The 17,732-nt window shown below is 41.2% G+C and carries 20 protein-coding genes; 12 read left to right on the top strand and 8 right to left on the bottom strand.

Going from position 1 to position 17,732, the window contains the following annotated elements:
- Positions 1 to 282 precede the first annotated feature (282 nt).
- The 3 genes from AM592_RS13570 to AM592_RS13560 form a co-directional block, all read right to left on the bottom strand.
- Entirely contained in the window at positions 283 to 1,290 is a 1,008-nt protein-coding gene (locus AM592_RS13570) for a zinc-dependent alcohol dehydrogenase family protein (protein ID WP_053604284.1), read from the bottom strand.
- 270 nt (positions 1,291 to 1,560) lie between these two features.
- Positions 1,561 to 2,502 carry a YczE/YyaS/YitT family protein gene (locus AM592_RS13565; RefSeq protein WP_053604283.1) on the bottom strand — a complete coding sequence of 314 codons (942 nt, stop codon included), beginning with the start codon at positions 2,500 to 2,502 and terminating at the stop codon, positions 1,561 to 1,563.
- Positions 2,503 to 2,911: 409 nt separating this feature from the next.
- On the bottom strand, positions 2,912 to 4,045 hold the full coding sequence (locus AM592_RS13560; RefSeq protein WP_053606114.1) for an ABC transporter ATP-binding protein: 1,134 nt from the start codon (positions 4,043 to 4,045) through the stop codon (positions 2,912 to 2,914).
- Positions 4,046 to 4,313: 268 nt separating this feature from the next.
- Between AM592_RS13560 and AM592_RS24680 the strand changes: the two genes are divergently transcribed.
- Positions 4,314 to 4,928 (top strand): response regulator aspartate phosphatase, encoded by a 615-nt coding sequence (locus tag AM592_RS24680; protein ID WP_053604282.1) that lies wholly within the window; start codon positions 4,314 to 4,316, stop codon positions 4,926 to 4,928.
- A gap of 117 nt (positions 4,929 to 5,045) precedes the next feature.
- On the top strand, positions 5,046 to 5,216 hold the full coding sequence (locus AM592_RS24675; protein ID WP_225970228.1) for a hypothetical protein: 171 nt from the start codon (positions 5,046 to 5,048) through the stop codon (positions 5,214 to 5,216).
- A gap of 321 nt (positions 5,217 to 5,537) precedes the next feature.
- Here the strand turns inward: AM592_RS24675 and AM592_RS13550 are convergent, their stop codons facing one another.
- From AM592_RS13550 to AM592_RS13535, 4 genes are all read right to left on the bottom strand, one after another.
- On the bottom strand, positions 5,538 to 5,813 hold the full coding sequence (locus AM592_RS13550; RefSeq protein ID WP_053604281.1) for a hypothetical protein: 276 nt from the start codon (positions 5,811 to 5,813) through the stop codon (positions 5,538 to 5,540).
- 62 nt (positions 5,814 to 5,875) lie between these two features.
- Positions 5,876 to 6,166, bottom strand: a complete 291-nt coding sequence (locus tag AM592_RS13545) for a DUF5316 domain-containing protein (RefSeq protein WP_053604280.1) — start codon at positions 6,164 to 6,166, stop codon at positions 5,876 to 5,878.
- A gap of 12 nt (positions 6,167 to 6,178) precedes the next feature.
- The gene (locus AM592_RS13540) at positions 6,179 to 6,568 is read right to left on the bottom strand and encodes a hypothetical protein (RefSeq protein WP_053604279.1); all 390 of its coding nucleotides are present in this window, start codon (positions 6,566 to 6,568) and stop codon (positions 6,179 to 6,181) included.
- Positions 6,569 to 6,571: 3 nt separating this feature from the next.
- Positions 6,572 to 7,093, bottom strand: coding sequence for a hypothetical protein (locus AM592_RS13535; protein ID WP_053604278.1), 522 nt, complete (start codon positions 7,091 to 7,093; stop codon positions 6,572 to 6,574).
- Positions 7,094 to 7,277: 184 nt separating this feature from the next.
- Here AM592_RS13535 and AM592_RS13530 point away from each other — a divergent pair, with 184 nt between their 5' ends.
- From AM592_RS13530 to AM592_RS13515, 4 genes are read left to right on the top strand one after another with little or no spacing between them, the layout of a single operon-like run.
- On the top strand, positions 7,278 to 8,642 hold the full coding sequence (locus AM592_RS13530; RefSeq protein WP_376773387.1) for an NAD(P)-dependent oxidoreductase: 1,365 nt from the start codon (positions 7,278 to 7,280) through the stop codon (positions 8,640 to 8,642).
- Between the two features lie 18 nt (positions 8,643 to 8,660).
- Positions 8,661 to 9,920 carry an NAD-dependent dihydropyrimidine dehydrogenase subunit PreA gene (preA, locus tag AM592_RS13525; RefSeq protein WP_053604276.1) on the top strand — a complete coding sequence of 420 codons (1,260 nt, stop codon included), beginning with the start codon at positions 8,661 to 8,663 and terminating at the stop codon, positions 9,918 to 9,920.
- A gap of 24 nt (positions 9,921 to 9,944) precedes the next feature.
- Positions 9,945 to 11,360 carry a dihydropyrimidinase gene (gene hydA, locus AM592_RS13520; protein WP_053604275.1) on the top strand — a complete coding sequence of 472 codons (1,416 nt, stop codon included), beginning with the start codon at positions 9,945 to 9,947 and terminating at the stop codon, positions 11,358 to 11,360.
- Positions 11,361 to 11,396: 36 nt separating this feature from the next.
- A complete protein-coding gene (locus AM592_RS13515; RefSeq protein ID WP_053604274.1) occupies positions 11,397 to 11,621 on the top strand; it encodes a hypothetical protein in 225 nt (74 codons plus the stop codon).
- A 32-nt stretch (positions 11,622 to 11,653) separates the two neighbouring features.
- Here AM592_RS13515 and AM592_RS13510 read toward each other — a convergent pair whose 3' ends face one another.
- Positions 11,654 to 12,166, bottom strand: a complete 513-nt coding sequence (locus AM592_RS13510) for a hypothetical protein (RefSeq protein ID WP_053604273.1) — start codon at positions 12,164 to 12,166, stop codon at positions 11,654 to 11,656.
- A 270-nt stretch (positions 12,167 to 12,436) separates the two neighbouring features.
- Here AM592_RS13510 and AM592_RS13505 point away from each other — a divergent pair, with 270 nt between their 5' ends.
- The 6 genes from AM592_RS13505 (at position 12,437) to AM592_RS13480 (ending at position 17,732) form a co-directional block, all read left to right on the top strand.
- Positions 12,437 to 13,072 carry a biotin/lipoyl-containing protein gene (locus AM592_RS13505; protein WP_053604272.1) on the top strand — a complete coding sequence of 212 codons (636 nt, stop codon included), beginning with the start codon at positions 12,437 to 12,439 and terminating at the stop codon, positions 13,070 to 13,072.
- Between the two features lie 37 nt (positions 13,073 to 13,109).
- Positions 13,110 to 14,714: a DHA2 family efflux MFS transporter permease subunit gene (locus AM592_RS13500; protein ID WP_053604271.1), complete on the top strand. Its 1,605-nt coding sequence runs from the start codon at positions 13,110 to 13,112 to the stop codon at positions 14,712 to 14,714.
- A gap of 24 nt (positions 14,715 to 14,738) precedes the next feature.
- A complete protein-coding gene (locus AM592_RS13495; protein WP_053604270.1) occupies positions 14,739 to 15,263 on the top strand; it encodes an NAD(P)H-dependent oxidoreductase in 525 nt (174 codons plus the stop codon).
- 18 nt (positions 15,264 to 15,281) lie between these two features.
- Positions 15,282 to 15,617 (top strand): hypothetical protein, encoded by a 336-nt coding sequence (locus AM592_RS13490; RefSeq protein ID WP_053604269.1) that lies wholly within the window; start codon positions 15,282 to 15,284, stop codon positions 15,615 to 15,617.
- A gap of 137 nt (positions 15,618 to 15,754) precedes the next feature.
- Positions 15,755 to 16,513 carry a 5-oxoprolinase subunit PxpA gene (locus tag AM592_RS13485; protein WP_053604268.1) on the top strand — a complete coding sequence of 253 codons (759 nt, stop codon included), beginning with the start codon at positions 15,755 to 15,757 and terminating at the stop codon, positions 16,511 to 16,513.
- Between the two features lie 10 nt (positions 16,514 to 16,523).
- Entirely contained in the window at positions 16,524 to 17,732 is a 1,209-nt protein-coding gene (locus AM592_RS13480; RefSeq protein ID WP_053604267.1) for an NRAMP family divalent metal transporter, read from the top strand.

Below are 17,732 nucleotides of genomic sequence, written 5' to 3'. Positions count from 1 at the left end.
CAAAAACAACCTGGCTTTTTCTATAAAAGAAATTTTTCTAATGGAGCAGATGAAATGTTCTGAGTATGAGTATAACAAAACATTTTCTATTATAACAAAACATGTTCAAATATGACACATTTCTTTCAATCATTTTTACCTGGTCGATTTCAGATAAACTCCATATTTTTGGGGTATATTTCAAAAAATTGCGGAGAAATAAATGACGTGCAGAGTTATGCTGGTATAAGAACTCTGCACGTCAAAGTTGATTTAATCAATTTTCACTGTTTACGGGATGATTCATTCATCATCCAACTTAATGATAGCTTTGGTAATTTTGTAATTGATATTTCCTGCCAAAACATCAGGGACATCTTCAAGATTGATTTCATGCGTGATTAGCTGCTCGGCATCAACTGTTTTGTCAGCTAAGATATGTATAGCATCTCGCATGGAATAAGGATTGACGAATGCGCCTTTAATGGTTAACTCTTTAAAGAATATATCGTAGGCGTTCACTTGAATTAAGTCATCTGGGTTGGAGACGCCGAACATTAAGACTTGACCGCCACGGCGTGCGAAGTTTATTGCACGTTCCAGTGTAGCCGTTACGCCGACACATTCAATGACGATATCATATTTTTCATCATGCTCTTCTTTTTCAGGATTGAAAACTTTTGTTGCCCCAATTTTTTTTAACGTCTCAACTTTTTTCGGATTACGGCCGCTGACATCGACTTTCTTCAATCCTCTATTTGCCAGATATTGCGTAAACATTTGTCCAATAATGCCATCGCCTACCACGAGGGCTGTGTATTGCGGTTTAATTGTTAGTTGCCTTATTCCATATACAACACAGCTGACCGGTTCAGCCATCGCGGCTTCTTTAAAACTTAGACTGTCGGGAATCTTATATATATTGGTTTCTGGCACATTGACATACTCTGCCATTCCGCCATCGCGTGTAACACCGATTGCTTGCATGTTAACACAAAGCTGAGGCTTATTTTCATGGCAATAATCACAGTAGCCGCATGAAATATTCGGATCTATGGTTACACGATCCCCGACTTTGAGTTGGCTTTTCACACCTTTTCCTGCTTCTGCAATTACCCCGGAAATTTCGTGTCCTAAAACGATCGGCGGATTGGCTTGTGCGGAACCTGGCTGACCATGAAACAAATGCTTGTCAGTACCGCATATGCCCACGTATTTCACCTTCACCTTCATTTCATTATCTGCTAATGGCTCCTCAGAAACTTCTTGAAGTTCCATACGCTTATTTTCAGTTAATACTAAAGCTTTCATGTGATGAAAAATCTCCTTTCGGTCATTAAAACAATCTATGTATTATTATGGTCTTTCCCGTAATTTTTCTATCGTAATCATTATTCCCCACATCAAAATCAATAATCATCCAAAAAGTCTGGGATTTTGGGAGGGAGTTATTGTGATATTACCTGAGAGTATTAGTAAAGAGGAGTTAATAGCCATTATACAAAAATAAAGCCAGTTCCACTAAATATAGGGAACTGGCTATTATTTCTGAATCCCATTTATGAGGTTCAGACTAAAGCATCATTGTTTTTTTTCATTCTTTTTATTCTGGTTTTCAGCTTTTTTCCGACGGCGTTCTTCTCTTTTTAACATCACATATTGATTTATTGTATTTCTTACAACTGCTTTTGTGTCTTTGAGGGTTCGAGCTGTTTGTTGTACTCTCTGCTCCAGTTCTTCATCAGAATAATCGGACAGCTGTTCCTGTGTAATCAGTGTCAGGTTATAACTTTCTTTGACCAAATGAACTGTATATCTGCCGGCTCCTCCGACTCCATGTCCAATATTCTTTCCGGAAGGGTTTTTGCTGAATTCAACTATTGATGCAGCAATATTTCTACTGAGACGAGTATTCCAAAAAGAGATTAACGGACCTGCAAAAAATGAAATAATGATTGTTGCTGGACCAATCGGACCGCCTGCAATTAAAGCAGAAACCATAAATCCTAAATCCTGGACAACTCGGCAAATTCTATACTTAACACGCAGCCTTTTTGATGCGATCGGCGCAAGTGCATCATAAGGAGCAACACCGACTTTCGCGCACATATATAAAGAAGTGCCCAGAGTGAAAAGAAGCAGTCCTAATATTCCATTCACAATGCCGGTCAGAATGGTTGGTTCATAATGAAATACAGAGCTGTAAATACTCGAGAACCAATCAATCATAAAACCGGCACCAACCATATTAATAACTGTGCCAATGCCGATTTTTTTTCGATCCAAAAATAAAACAAATAAGATAATGAACAGATTGGCCAGGAGCTGATAAGTGCCTAAACTCAAGCCTATTTTATCCGAAATTCCAATATTTATCGCTGTAAAAGGATCGAGCCCTACATTTCCTTGTTTACACAGCATTGCCCCCATAGCAAGCAAGGCTACGCCAATGAATGACATAATCGATTTTAAGAAAATTTCTAGTCCTTTATGTTTGTTATCCGAGTTTTCCAACAGATTCATAATAACCTCCGCTTAATTAAACAAATTCTTTAAATGTTGCGTTGTTTTATGTGTTGTATATTACTAATATCCTATATCATAACATTGATTTTCTTCAATCACACGGATCCCAGCACATTTACCCTACTTTTGCCCTTTAATTGTTGGTAAAAGGGAAAAGGACGAATATTACCTAATTATTATTATTATATCCATATGAAACCAATTAGTCTAAATAAGATGTACCAAGAGCTATCTCGTAGAAATGAAGGAAAAGTGGCAAGAGAGAGATTAAAGGATATAGAGGTCGACTTTAGAAAGAGAAAGAGGGGCTGTGTTTAAAATTAAAGCATCCAAACAAATCCATCCAGCGATCGCGTAGCATTCCTAAGAACATACGCGATCGCTGGATGTTTTTTTAATAAACGATTCAAACAATTTGCGATACGGACTCTTTCATCTCTGCGGTAATACGTTCTTCAGTTTCATTATCAAAGAAGTGCGCCTTCGCCATATCGAAGGCTAACTCTTTAAATTGTCCGCTTGCTGCTGAAGCCTGCGCATCCACACGAGCGACGAAATTCTGGTTGTTGATGCTAGAGTACAGGTATGTTTCAGAACCCATTAATTCGGAGACCTCGATCATGATGTTTAACTTTGTTTCTGATGATGCTTTCATAAATTCTGCATCATCGTGAATGTCTTCCGGGCGAATGCCAAGGATTATTTCTTTATTGTTATACCCTTGATCAAGTAAATCCTTGTATTTATCCTCAGGCACTTTCACTTTCGTTTTCTCATCAATATGAAAGTATCCGTTTGATAGGGTACCTTGAAAGAAATTCATTGAAGGAGAGCCGATGAACCCGCCAACGAACACATTGTCTGGATTGTCATAAACTTCTTTTGGCGCGCCCACCTGCTGAATGATACCGTCTTTCATGACGACTAAGCGAGTTGCCATAGTCATCGCTTCGGTTTGATCATGTGTTACATAGATTGTTGTCGTTTGAAGCCGTTTATGCAGTTTTTGAATTTCTGTTCTCATTTGCACACGAAGCTTTGCATCCAGATTAGACAAAGGCTCGTCCATTAAGAACACTTTCGCATCACGAACAATCGCCCTGCCGAGGGCAACCCGCTGACGTTGTCCGCCAGACAGCGCTTTTGGCTTGCGGTTTAAATAGTCCTCTAAACCGAGAATTTTTGCTGCATCTTTTACACGGCGGTCGATTTCGTCTTTTTTATATTTTCTTAATTTTAATCCGAATGCCATATTGCTATAAACATCCATGTGAGGGTAAAGGGCATAGTTTTGAAAGACCATCGCGATATTTCTGTCTTTTGGGGCAACATCATTCATCAGCTTGTCGTCAATATAGAAGCTTCCGGAGGAAATTTCCTCAAGTCCGGCAATCATACGTAAAGTGGTTGATTTGCCGCATCCGGAAGGTCCGACAAAGACAATAAACTCTTTATCATTAATTTCTAAATTAAAATCCTTAACCGCTGTCACGTTTTTATCATATGTTTTATAAATATTTTGCAAGCTGATTCTAGCCATATGTATCCCTCCGTTTTCTTTTCTTACAATTATCATAAGGCAAGCTGATTTTCGAAGTAAACGTGCAGCCTGCATAAGAAATTTGTCGGGAGTTTGTTCAATATCACGAAAATCAGGAGCTTGTGTGTCAACGCGAAACTTCATTTCTTCAGAATGACTGCCCAGTAATTATTTTCGTTTAATTCCGACACTTTCAAAAAACCCGATTTTTGTCATAATACAGATAATGGATAATCTTAAATTTGTAAAAAGGAAGGGGGGAAAGTGATTGACTAATGAAGGTTCGTATGAAGAAGTCGCTAAAATGTTAAACCATTGGTATCACGACATTAAACGACACAATATTCCTAAGGCAGTTGCAATGAGAGATCAGATTCTTCATACCTATCCTGTTATAGAAGACCACCAAGACTTACTCCTATACTTTAGTCTCTTAGATTTTCGTCATAGCCTCATGGTTCAAGAATTCCCAGAATCAGATAGAGTTTATCAATTGATTAATAAAAACAAAGGCGATATTAAACAAACAAACACCATGATTCAATATTATTATTTATTTTTTTCAAGAATCTACGAATTTCATAAAAAAAACTATATGGATGCGATCAATTATTACAAATTTGCTATTGCCTATTACCAAGTCGATCAACACTTCTTTTCATTAAATTATGCAAAAAAAGCGTTCGAATCTTTTAATGCAACTGAGGACTATATTGAAAAAACCATTAACAGTGAAATGGTTTTAGCAGCAAATAAACTTGATCTTCACCGGTACGATGAAGCCGAAAACCATTACAAGAACGCCTTAGATAGAGCGAAAACCCACGGGTTTCGTTACACAGAGAGCCTTGCTTATTTCAACCTCGGTATATCCTATGACTGAAGAAACGTGTTACCAGAAGCTATAGATTGTTTTTTGAAAGCGATTAATATTCCAGAACATAACCAATCCATCTTTTGTATTCGTTCGATGTACATGCTAAGCAGGAGTTTATATAAATTGGAAAAGATGGACGAAGCGCGTCATTGGCATACCCAAGCTGTTTCTCGTGCTAAAGAAGAAGGAGAAATTGAGTATTTATCGAAACTAAATTTGATCCATGCTTTGTATGACATAGGAGATAGTATTTCAATTGAAAATGCATTGGATTACCTAGGCAGTAAAGATTGATGGTCAGACGTTGCCGAATTAACCTTAGATATTGCGATGTATCATAAACATCATGATGATTTTGAAAAGGCATCAGCATACTTCGAAAAAGCTCACCAAGCAACCTTGAATTGGCGAATGAGCCTATCAAGACATACGAAAAAAACGTATTTATTTAAATTTGACTAGAGAAATAAGAAATTGGATTAAACAAGTTGAAACTTGCTGAAGGATTGATCTGATAGAGTAGGAAAGCGTCTTCGATTGTTATCTCGAAAAAGTCTCCCATTTCTGAAGATAAAGATAGCATCATTGACACATGGGAGACGAATTTCTTTGATTCTACCTGAGAAGAGTTTTTCGTTTACTGATACGAGGACCTTGAGGATTTACTAATGAAGCATATTTATCTGGATGTGGCAATTTATCCAGTTTTAATTCCTGGAGGGGATTGTGTTTCAGTGCATGGAACTTCATATCTTCACGAATCCAAGCTTTCGTTGGATTGGAATGTTTCCACTCTTTCTTAATGTCTTCAACCCTTTTAAATGTAGCAAAAGTATGAGTATAACGCTTCCCGTTTACTATATACCGGCGATCCAACCAATATACCAGCATTTGCCTCGCACCACTTTTTCAAGTGCCACCAAGCTCCAGCTCACCCGCTTAATCCTGAGCATCTAAAAAAACAAAAATACAACAATGCAGCACAGAGTGTTCGGCAAGGCAAAGAGTGCCCAGTTAATTCCGCTATCCGTTCGTTGTTTACGATCCTCTTTGCTTTCTGTATTGGAATGTCCTCGCTGCTGGAATTCAGTGGTAAACGTCTGGAGATAAAGCCCTGATAAAATAATTCCGATGACTGCAAGAGTGCCTGCTACTTTATAGATGTAGGTTGTATCATTTGTCAAAAGAGAACAGATAATTGAAGCCAGCGTCGATAATAACCCTGCGTAAAAAAACTTTTTCACTGCTTCAACCCCCTACTGATTCTCACGTTTATACTGATGTAGCCCTTTTTTAAATAATTCAAGGACGATTTCGTGCTGGGTTTTGCTTAAGACGTGCTCTTTGATTTTGTTTAGTTCGTCGACGAGCTCGGCATCGAGATGGAGGTTGACTGTTTTTCCTTTTTCGCTTGGCTCGATGAGGCAGTCGTTTTCTTCTTTTTTTGCTTCTCCTTCGATGATCAGATTATCCTTATTCCAATATTTGTGTGGTATGAGGATTTTTTCTCCAGAAAACACAATTTCCGATAAATTTTCTTCAAAGGAGATTGATACAGTATTTCCTGTACGGAGATTGTAATCTCTGATTTGCCGGGCAATGGCTTGATTTTCTTTATTGTTTATCAATCGGACGTTTGCTTTCATCGATCAAATCTCCTTCTCAACTAGCTGCAGGTCATCTTCATTGATTCCGCTAATGGATTGGAACGTGCCGTCAAGCTGGAGAGTGTAGCAAAAATGTTCTTTTTCGAGATAAAAATCAATAATCATTCCTTTAATCCCTTGTTTTGCTTCAACCGCATCGAGCACTGCAAATTTAGGTTTTAAGTAGCCTTTTTCATTTAAAAATGGAAAAACGGCAGCTTTCGGATACACGTATCTTTTTTTCCCTTGCTTAGATTTTATGGCCCAGAATCTTTCTTTTTCATCAATAACTTCTCCAAGGTAGCCTTCGTCTGCCCATCGTTTCATGGTAGACATATTCAACCGTTTGCCGATGTGTGAATAAACCAAATCGATTATTTCTTTAGACGAAATAAAACGGCGGCGTTCTGCTTCCTGTTCTTCCAAACAAGTTAATGTTTCCTTTAATTGAGCCAATGTGTGCTGCTGTTCTTCTATTTTTCTTTCCAGCGCATTGATTTCAGCTGCCATCTCTTGCTGATTCATACTCTCACATCTCTCTATCTTTTTCATTATTATAAATGAGTTTTCTATTTTATAAAATAAAAACATATTTTAATATGCAATTAAAAGATTGACATTCAATTATTGATACAATACGATAATGTTATGAATTTTGAGAAAATTTAAACGAAAGAGGTGCATGAAAAGCTTGAATAAAAACAGACTGCTGCATAAAAATATTTCACTTCACGATCTCTCAGCCAATTTTGCAGAAATTGAACCTGATTTATCACCGAAAGAAGTAATGGATGAAGCAAACAGATGTCTGTACTGCTATGACGCGCCTTGTATAAAAGCATGCCCAACAGAAATAAATATTCCATCGTTTATAAAGAAGATTGCCTCAGGAAATATGAAAGGATCGGCTAAAGTGATCATGGATGCGAATCCGGTAGGAGCAACATGTGCCAGAGTTTGTCCGACAGAAGAGCTGTGCGAAGGGGCCTGTGTTTTGAACGATGCTTCCCTTCCGATTATGATTGGCAATTTGCAGCGTCACGCTACGAATTGGGCGATGACAAACAATCAGCAGCTTTTTCAGCCCGGATTGCCGAATGGGAAAAAAATTGCAGTGATCGGAGGAGGTCCCGCAGGGCTATCGGCCGCAAGAGAGCTCGCCCGCACTGGCTTTAGTGTCACAATCTTTGAAGCTGAAGATAAGGCTGGCGGTCTCGACACATATGGGATTGTTTCTTTCCGACTGCCGCAAGACGTATCATTATGGGAAGTAAGCCAGGTAGAACAGTTAGGAGTTGAGATCCGCACCAATTCGCGAGTAGGCACGGATATTTCGGTAAAAGAACTTATTGATGGACATGATGCCGTCGTCTTAGCTATAGGCATGTCTGATGTTCCTTCCCTGAACATTGAGGGAGAAGGTTTAAATGGAGTGTATGACGCGATTGATTTTGTAAAAAGTACGAAATCACCTCCATTAACACAAGATTTTGTCGGAAAAAAAGTAACCGTCGTAGGTGCCGGAAATACGGCAATAGATGCCGCTACCTGTTCGGTTCGTTTAGGAGCTAAGAAGGTAAATGTCTTATACAGAAGGACAGTTAAGGAAATGACCGCGTACCCTTTTGAATACGATTTTGCTAAGCAGGATGAAATTGAATTTGAATGGCTCACACAGCCCGTCAAGATTCTCGGAGATGAAAACGGAGCTGTAAGGGGGATTGAATGTGTTTCCATGGAAATCAAAGAGCCTGATCACTCCGGCAGACGACAGGCAGTTCCTATTGAAGGGTCGAACGAAGTGATGGATACGGATGCCGTTATTCTCGCCATCGGCCAAACCCGATACACCCGTCTAATAGAAGAAATGGAGCTTGACCATGAGCAAGGTATCGTAACGATTGATAGCGGAACGTACCAAACCTCCAACTCGAAAATCTTTGCTGCAGGCGATGTCATTTTTAAAGCAGGCAAAGGGGATGCGATGGTTGTGACGGCTGCTCAGCAAGGAAAAATGGCTGCCCATTCAATTCACCGTCTACTGTCAGCTGCAGTAAAGCATGAAACAGCTTAATAAAGGAGGTTAGCTCTTTTGGCAGATTTACATATTACCTTTGCAGGGATCGAGGCTCCTAATCCGTTTTGGCTCGCCTCGGCACCGCCGACCAACTCAGGATATCAAGTTCAGCGGGCATTTGAAGCGGGATGGGGCGGAGCGGTCTGGAAGACGCTCGGCGATCCAATCCTCAATGTATCATCAAGATTTTCTGCCCTTCATTTTAACGGCCGCCGCGTTACGGGCTTTAACAACATTGAACTCATCACCGATCGTCCTCTCGAAGTAAACCTAAAAGAAATTTATGAAACAAAAAAGAAATTTCCAAACCACGCGATCATTGCATCCTTAATGGTTGACCCGATTCAGGAAAAATGGCACGAGCTTGTGAAAAAAACAGAGGCTGCAGGAGTGGACGGATTGGAGCTGAACTTCGGTTGTCCGCACGGTATGGCAGAACGCGGTATGGGATCAGCGACCGGACAGGTACCGGAGCTGGTGGAAAAACAGACGTATTGGGTGAAGGAAGCCGCAAAGACGCCGGTCATTGTCAAGCTGACGCCAAATATAACGGATATCACAGCAACTGCATATGCTGCTGTTCAAGGCGGAGCGGATGCGGTGAGCATGATCAATACGATTAACAGCTTAATGGGAGTGGATATTGATTCTTGGAATACTGTTCCTCACGTTGGCGGGAAAGGATCACACGGAGGTTATTGCGGTCCCGCGGTTAAGCCGATTGCTCTTAATATGGTTGGGAAATGTGCCGGTGACACCAGCATTAACGTGCCGATTTCAGGTATAGGCGGAATCTCTGATTGGCGGGATGCCGTCGAATTCATGCTGATGGGAGCGGGAAGCGTTCAAGTGTGTACAGCAGTAATGCATCACGGATTCAGCATCGTTGAAGATATGGTTGACGGACTGACCAACTATTTGGATGACAAAGGGCTTCACTCGGTTGAAGAGCTGATCGGAAAAACAGTCGAACGGTACACCGAATGGGGCAACCTGGATTTGAACTATAAAAGCGTCGCACGTATCAATCAGGATGCGTGCATCAACTGCAACAAATGCTACATTGCTTGCGAGGACACGGCGCACCAATGCATTGACAGGCTGACCGATGAGCACGGCAAGGGCTATCTTTCTGTCAGAGAAGAGGATTGTGTCGGCTGCAACCTGTGCAGCATCGTTTGCCCGGTAGAAAACGCGATTGACATGATTGAAATTCCGAGCTCGAAGCCGATGACATGGAATGAACGCCAAGCGGCGATACAAAGAATCACTTGATTAAATGAAGGAGGGCGTAAAGCGGTGGCAAAACTAATTAAAGGCGGAACAATTGTAACAGCCTCAGACATGTATGAAGCGGATGTCTTGATTGAAGACGAAAAAATTGCTGCGATTGGAACGGATTTTGACGCGGAAGAAGCGGAGATTATTGATGCGACAGGGAATTACCTCTTTCCTGGCGGGATCGATCCTCATACTCATCTCGATATGCCGTTTGGCGGCACAGTAACGTGTGATGATTTTGAATCAGGAACGATCGCAGCTGCTTATGGCGGGACTACGACGATCATCGATTTTTGCCTTACGAATAAAGGAGAGCCCCTGCAAAAAGCAGTCAATACTTGGCATGAAAAGTCGCAGCACAAAGCAGTCATTGATTATGGATTTCATCTGATGATCGGCGAGGCCAATGAAGCTATTTTAAATGAGCTTCCTGTTATCATCGAAGAAGAAGGGATTACCTCCTTTAAGGTATTCATGGCTTACAAGCATGTTTTTCAGGCTGATGATGAAACGCTTTTCCGTACGTTAGTGGAAGCGAAGAAGCTTGGCGCCCTCGTAATGGTTCATGCTGAAAACGGTGATGTGATTGAATATTTGGTCACTAAAGCGCTGAGTGAAGGGAACACTTCCCCGATTTATCATGCGTTAACCCGTCCTCCAGAGCTGGAAGGAGAAGCAACGGGAAGGGCAGCCGAGCTAACAGGGCTCGCAGGCTCCCAATTGTATGTGGTGCACGTGTCATGTGCAGAAGCGGTGAAAAAAATTACCGAAGCCAGGTCGAAAGGCTACCAAGTATGGGGTGAGACGTGCCCACAGTATCTTTTGCTCGATCAAACGGATTTGGAAAAAGAAAATTTTGAAGGTGCCAAGTACGTTTGGTCCCCGCCGCTGAGAGAGAAGTGGAATCAAGAGGTGTTATGGAACGCGCTAAAAAGCGGACAGCTGCAGACGTTCGGTTCTGATCAGTGTTCGTTCCATTTTAACGGCCAGAAAGATTTGGGACGGGATGATTTTTCGAAAATACCAAATGGCGGACCGATGATTGAAGACCGGTTCAGCTTGTTATTTTCGGAAGGTGTAAAAAAAGGAAGAATCAGCCTTAATCAATTTGTCGATCTCGTCAGTACGAAAAGTGCAAAGCTGTTCGGACTTTTTCCGAAAAAAGGGACGATTGCTGTCGGCAGTGACGCTGACATTGTGATCTTTGATCCGAATAAAAAGCGGACAATTTCTGCTTCCACTCACCATATGAATGTGGACTACAATGCTTTTGAGGGCATGGAGGTTACTGGTGAGCCTGTATCTGTGCTAAGCAGAGGGGAATTTGTCATCAAGGATAAGGCTTTTACAGGAAAGCCGGGAGCCGGAAAATATTTAAAACGAAGCAGATTTCGATCGGAATCCGAACTGAAAATGCCGGTCCAACATCGCTAGCTATGTGTAAGTATTAATATAAAAAGGATGAAGCGGATGTCAGAATTTAAGGAATACGAAAAGGAAAAAAAGCTGATTGATGGGCTTCTGGCTAATGGATACTACATTAGTCATGTGTATGAAAACTTTAATGGCTCTGTGCTTAAGTTTTCCCATTCGCAAACAGGTGACGTTAAGCAGTTGATCATAGGCAATGCAGATGCCAGAAAGTACTTTTCAAATGTGATCATCAATCAGAAAGAAAAAAATGCAACAAGCTAGAAAAGAGCAGTCTGGATGGCTGCTCTTTTACGTTAAACAATCAAATCCTGAATACTGAAGGAAAGGTGCCACGAGATTTTGCCTATTTGTTTTTCGGGAAAATAAGAAACATAATGAATTAATTCGTCTCCAAGGTGGGATATCACGCCATCATAGCCCTTCAGAAGCAAATACTCCTTTATACAATCCCCGATCCTTTCAGAAGAAGGCTGTGACATCGATTCAAATAGAGCTGATGATGTTTTCCACGTCCATGCATCCAATTTCAGCTGTTTTTCTCCATAATTTCGATTAAGAATCAATGGATTTTCAAACACGACTTCTTGCTTTAAGACAACCCCAGGCTGTAATTCAGCCTCTGCATGACAAAACGCGTACTGAGCAGCGAGCTCTAAATCGTTTACCATATAAACCCCTTGGCCATAAACGGGTTTTGCTGTAATCCCATTGCAAAAAACTCTCGATTCGCTCCTTACATACTTTTGATGCCTGATCACATGCTCAGCTTCCCTTAAACTTATCCCGCGATAAGAGGTTCTTTTCAAACCACTCTCCCCCTTTTAAAAGCTTCCCTTCAAGAGTAAGTATTCTTAAATGATTTAGACATGCGAGGACAAAGAAATAAATAGGTGAAATTTACAATAGCATATTTTTTGAGTAGAAATGGAATTTTTGTAAGGAAATATACCAATTGATTGATTTCTAATTATTTACATGTAAAATCTGAAAGCTTTCTGTTGATTTTTTTACTATCCTAAATTAATATTTAACTTTGTTAACAAATTTATTTACATGTTTGAAAGGAGAAAATCATTATGAGCAGAGGAAAATTGCTTGTAGCAAATCTAATTGGACTTATTGTCATTCTTGCTCTCATTGCAGGAGGCGTTTATTTTTATTATCAAAACAGCTCATTTGTCAAAACAGATGAAGCGCATGTACAGGGGGACCGGACACAAATCGTTGCTTCGGCTGCTGGTGTTTTGAACGACTGGAACATGAATGAAGGAGATAAAGTATCCAAGGACGATAAAATAGCAAAGGTCAAATCTGAATCCGGTTCACAGGATGTGAAGACCATTTCTGATGGAACGATTGTTAAGAACGAAGCGCAGGATGGACAACTCGTTCAAGCCGGGCAAGCCTTGGCGGAAGTTATCGATATGGATAACCTGTACGTAACTGCAAATATTAAAGAAACCGATTTAAGCGAAATAGAAGTAAATGACAAAGTAGATGTCACAGTCGACGGGGATCCGGGTTCCACATTTGAAGGGACAGTTGAAAAGATCGGCTATGCAACAAACTCCACGTTTGATTTGCTTCCGCAAACAAACGCAAGCGGGAATTATACGAAAACGACTCAAAAGGTTCAAGTGAAGATATCTATCAGTAACCCTTCTGATAAAGTTTTACCGGGTATGAACGCGTCTGTGAAAATTGAAAAATAATGAAAGCTCAGGTTGAACAGAAAGGAGGTTTTTTACCATGGCATTGCAAGAAAATAAACCAAAAACAGAAAATCCGAAATCGATTCTGATCATTCTAATGGCTGGCTTGTTTTTGGCTATTTTAAATCAAACGCTATTGAACGTGGCGTTGCCTCATTTAATGACAGAATTCGGTGTTGACACCTCTACTATCCAATGGTTAACGACCGGCTATATGCTGGTCAATGGCATCCTGATTCCTTTGTCTGCTTTTTTGATCACCAGATTCGGCAGCAGGTCTTTATTTCTTACAGCGATGATGTTTTTTACAATTGGAACATTGATCTGCGGAATAGCGACCAATTTTCCAATCATGATGACAGGGAGGCTCATCCAAGCAATTGGGGGAGGAATTTTACAGCCGCTTGTTATGACGACAATCCTATTTATTTTTCCGCCTGAAAGCCGAGGAAAAGGTATGGGTGTATTTGGGCTGGCCATGATGTTTGCTCCCGCTGTAGGTCCGACTTTATCCGGCTGGATTATTGAACATTATCATTGGAGGCTTATGTTTAATGGCCTAGTGCCGCTGGCTTTTGTTGTGCTGATCGCCGCATTTTTCTTATTCAGAAATATGGTTGAGCCGAGGAAAATTAAAATTGATCTTCTTGGAACAGTCCTTAGTGTCGCAGGCTTTGCCTCTTTGCTTTACGGGGTAAGCGAAGCGGGAAGTGAAGGCTGGGATGATCCTATAGTGCTGACAACTGTTATTATTGGTGTCGTTGGAATTGCCGCGTTCATTTTTCAACAGCTGAAGTCACCTGAACCTATGCTTGATTTTCGAGTGTTTAAATACGACATTTTCTCATTATCAAGCGTCTTAAATATCATTATTACGGTAGCTTTGTTTTCCGGTATGTTTTTGCTGCCGATCTATCTGCAGAATTTGCTTGGTTTTTCGGCATTGGATTCTGGGCTGCTCTTATTGCCGGGGGCATTAGTGATGCTTGTCATGTCACCGATTTCAGGAATACTTTTTGATAAATACGGACCGCGGCCTCTGACGATTGCCGGACTAATCATAACTGCGGTTACAACGTTCGATTATACGTTCTTAACGGTACAGACATCTTATACTCACATCATGGTCATTTATATGATACGCGCGTTTGGAATCTCACTGCTTATGATGCCGGTAATGACAGCAGGTATGAACCAGCTGCCAAAAGAACTGAACAGCCACGGAACGGCGATGGCAAATACCCTTCGTCAAATCAGCGGATCGATTGGAATCAGCTTAATTACTACTGCTTATACTAACCGGACATCGTTTCATTACTCAGTTATAGCTGATCAGACGAACACAGCAGATCCGAGTTTTATGCATAGCTTTCAATCTTATGTACAATCGATAGCAGGCCATCTGCATATTCCTCTTGATCAGGCGAAGCAAATCGTTTATAGCAGCCTTCTCAAACAGGCAAATGCCGAAGCAAATGTAATGGGTATTAACGACGCATTTTTTCTAACTGCTTTTATATGCGGCATTGGTGTCGTTCTTGCATTATTTTTAAGAGATGTGCGAAAAGATCATTTGCGAAAGAAAGCACATAAAAAGAACGTGAAAATGCTGCCTGCTCCAAAAGAAGTGAAAGAGTATTAAACTGAGAATTTAGGAGGGTGCAAGATGAAGATTTATGTTGTTTATGACAGTGAAGGCAATCATACGAAGCAGCTGGCTGAAGCGATTGAGAATGGAGCAAAAGAAATCCCTTCAGCGGAAGTTTTTATTGACCACGTTGATCAAGCTGATATTGATAAGCTTGAAGATATGGATGCAATTATTTGGGGATGTCCGGGCCATTTCGGAACCATCAGCTCAGGGTTGAAGTCATGGATTGACAAGCTTGGAAAACAGTGGGCAAAAGGGCTGCTTGTTAATAAAATTGGAGCCGTTTTTTGTACAACAGCTACAACTCATGGCGGCATTGAAACCACGATGCTGAACCTGATCACCCCGATGCTTCATCAGGGGATGATCATCGTCGGGCTTCCGGCGAATGTTCCAGAAAACGCCCTGTATGGCTCTTATTATGGGGCGGGCGTTACTTGCTCGGTAAACGATGGCGATATTTTGCCGGAGGAAGGAGCTGCAATTGGAACGGCTCTAGGAAGACGTGTTGCGAAAGTCGTCCAAGCGGCAGCAAACTAAGGAAAAGGAGATGATCGTATGACGTATTTGATAGGTATTGTCATCCTTGTCATTATTGTCATTGCAGCTCTCATTACGATGAATCTTAAAGCTGCCTCTCCTGAAAATAGAAAAACGGGTGCTCCCGATCATTTGCCGGAGGAAGAGCCAGAGAGGAACGAAGGGATCGGGAGTCCGGTAACCAGGGAAGATGTTCAGCCAGAAAAGATGAACGACGTCTCATACCGTCAGGCTTTAAAAGAGCTCCAACCTTTAGACAATGAAACCTATGATACAGAAAAGCCGAAAAACGAGCTTAATGACAATCTTTATCGAAATGTCTTAAAGAATTTTTCTGAAAATGACAAACGATAACGAGCGCGTATCCATCGGAAAAATCCACTGAATGAGGTGGATTTTTTTGTTCATATTAAAAATAGCAGATGAATAACGCCTCCCTTCTTATAAAATCGAATGTTATAATCGTCCTACCTGAGAAAGGAGTGATCTGTATGAGCAGAGTTGATGTAAACTGTGACTTGGGAGAAAGCTTTGGTACATATAAAAAAGGGAACGATAGTGAGATTCTTGATTATGTCACCTCAGCGAATATCGCATGCGGATTTCATGCGGGAGATCCGAGTGTTATGCGAAAGACGGTAGGCCTTGCGTTAGAAAAAGAAGTAAAAATCGGCGCTCACCCCGGTTTGCCAGATTTAATTGGTTTTGGTCGTCGGAATATGCAGCTTTCTTCTGAAGAAGCATATGACCTTGTTGTCTATCAAATTGGCGCCCTCTACGGATTTTTAAAAGCGGAAGGTGCTGAGATGCAGCACGTAAAACCGCATGGGGCTTTATATAATATGGCTGCCGCGGATCCTTCTTTAGCGGATGCTATTGCCAGAGCGGTATATAAGGTTAATCCTGAGCTCGTTTTATTCGGACTTTCCGGCAGTGAATTAATTAATGCCGGAGAAAATATAGGACTTGCTACCGCAAGTGAGGTTTTCTCCGATCGCACCTATCAACCAGATGGTACATTGACTTCCAGAAGCCAGCCTGAGGCACTGATTACGAATGATGAAAAAGCTGTCCATCAGGTGATTCGGATGGTGAAAGAAAAGAAAGTTGCAACGCTTGGCGGAGAAGAAATATCGATACAAGCAGACACCATCTGTATTCACGGCGACGGAATCCGTGCATTATCCTTTGCGAAAAAAATTAGAGGAGCATTCGAACAAGCTAACATTGAAGCAAAATCCGTACGCTAGGAGGAAAAACATGGATCCGATTAATACATCAGGAAAAAACGGAAAGAAAAGCAATTGGACGCTATTGCTCGGTGCGGCCTTTTTGATGGCAACATCAGCGATCGGACCCGGGTTTTTAACTCAAACGACAGTATTTACCCAAAGCCTGCTTGCAAGCTTTGGTTTTGTTATTTTAATTTCATTACTATTAGATATTTTCGCCCAGACGAATGTGTGGCGCATCATTGCAGTCACTGAAAAAAGAGGACAGGATATTGCTAATATGGTGCTGCCGGGTCTGGGCTTTGTACTTGCAGGCTTAATCGTGATCGGAGGATTGGCATTCAACATCGGCAATATTGCCGGTGCCGGTCTCGGATTGCAGGCTCTATTTGGCATCTCTCCGCAAATGGGGGCTGCAATCAGTGCAGTAATTGCCATTCTGGTCTTCTTGGTAAAAGAAGCAGGAAAAGCGATGGACCGTTTTACGCAAATTGCCGGCATTGTTATGATTTTATTAACGATTTACATTGCCTTCGCTACAACACCACCTGTTGGAGAAGCTGCAGTAAAAACGTTTGTGCCTGACAAAATTGATATACTTGCAATTGTGACACTTGTCGGAGGAACGGTAGGCGGATATATTACATTTGCAGGCGGTCATCGGCTTTTGGACGCCGGAGTCAAAGGAGTTGACAGTCTTCCGGAGGTAACGAAAAGCTCGATTATCGGAATATTGGTTACGACGGTAATGCGTATCGCTTTATTCCTTGCTGTGCTAGGTGTTGTGTCTAGCGGAGCAGCATTAGATCCAAACAACCCGGCTGCCTCCGTTTTTCAGAATGGAGCTGGAATGATTGGGCTTAAATTTTTCGGTATTGTGATGTGGGCGGCTGCGATTACGTCTGTTATCGGTGCTGCATACACCTCTGTTTCGTTTATTCAAACCTTCAGCCCGGCAATTGAAAAAAATAAAAATCTCATTATTATTGCGTTTATTGCCATTTCAACAATTGCTTTTATAACGGTTGGACGTCCTGTCGACGTTTTGGTTATTGTCGGAGCATTAAATGCTCTTATTTTACCGATCGCTCTTGGGTCGCTTCTAGTTGCGGTAACGAAAAAAAGAATCGTCGGCGACTATAAGCATCCGAAATGGCTGCTCATTTCAGGAATGTTTGTTGTTGTCGTCATGACGTTTATGGGGATTTATACGATCATTGATTTATTTCAATCATAA

The sequence above is a fragment of the Bacillus gobiensis genome (assembly GCF_001278705.1).
Lineage (GTDB): Bacteria > Bacillota > Bacilli > Bacillales > Bacillaceae > Bacillus > Bacillus gobiensis.
The sequence above is the reverse complement of the archived record's forward strand: the minus strand, read 5'-3'. Positions and strand labels throughout refer to the sequence as shown.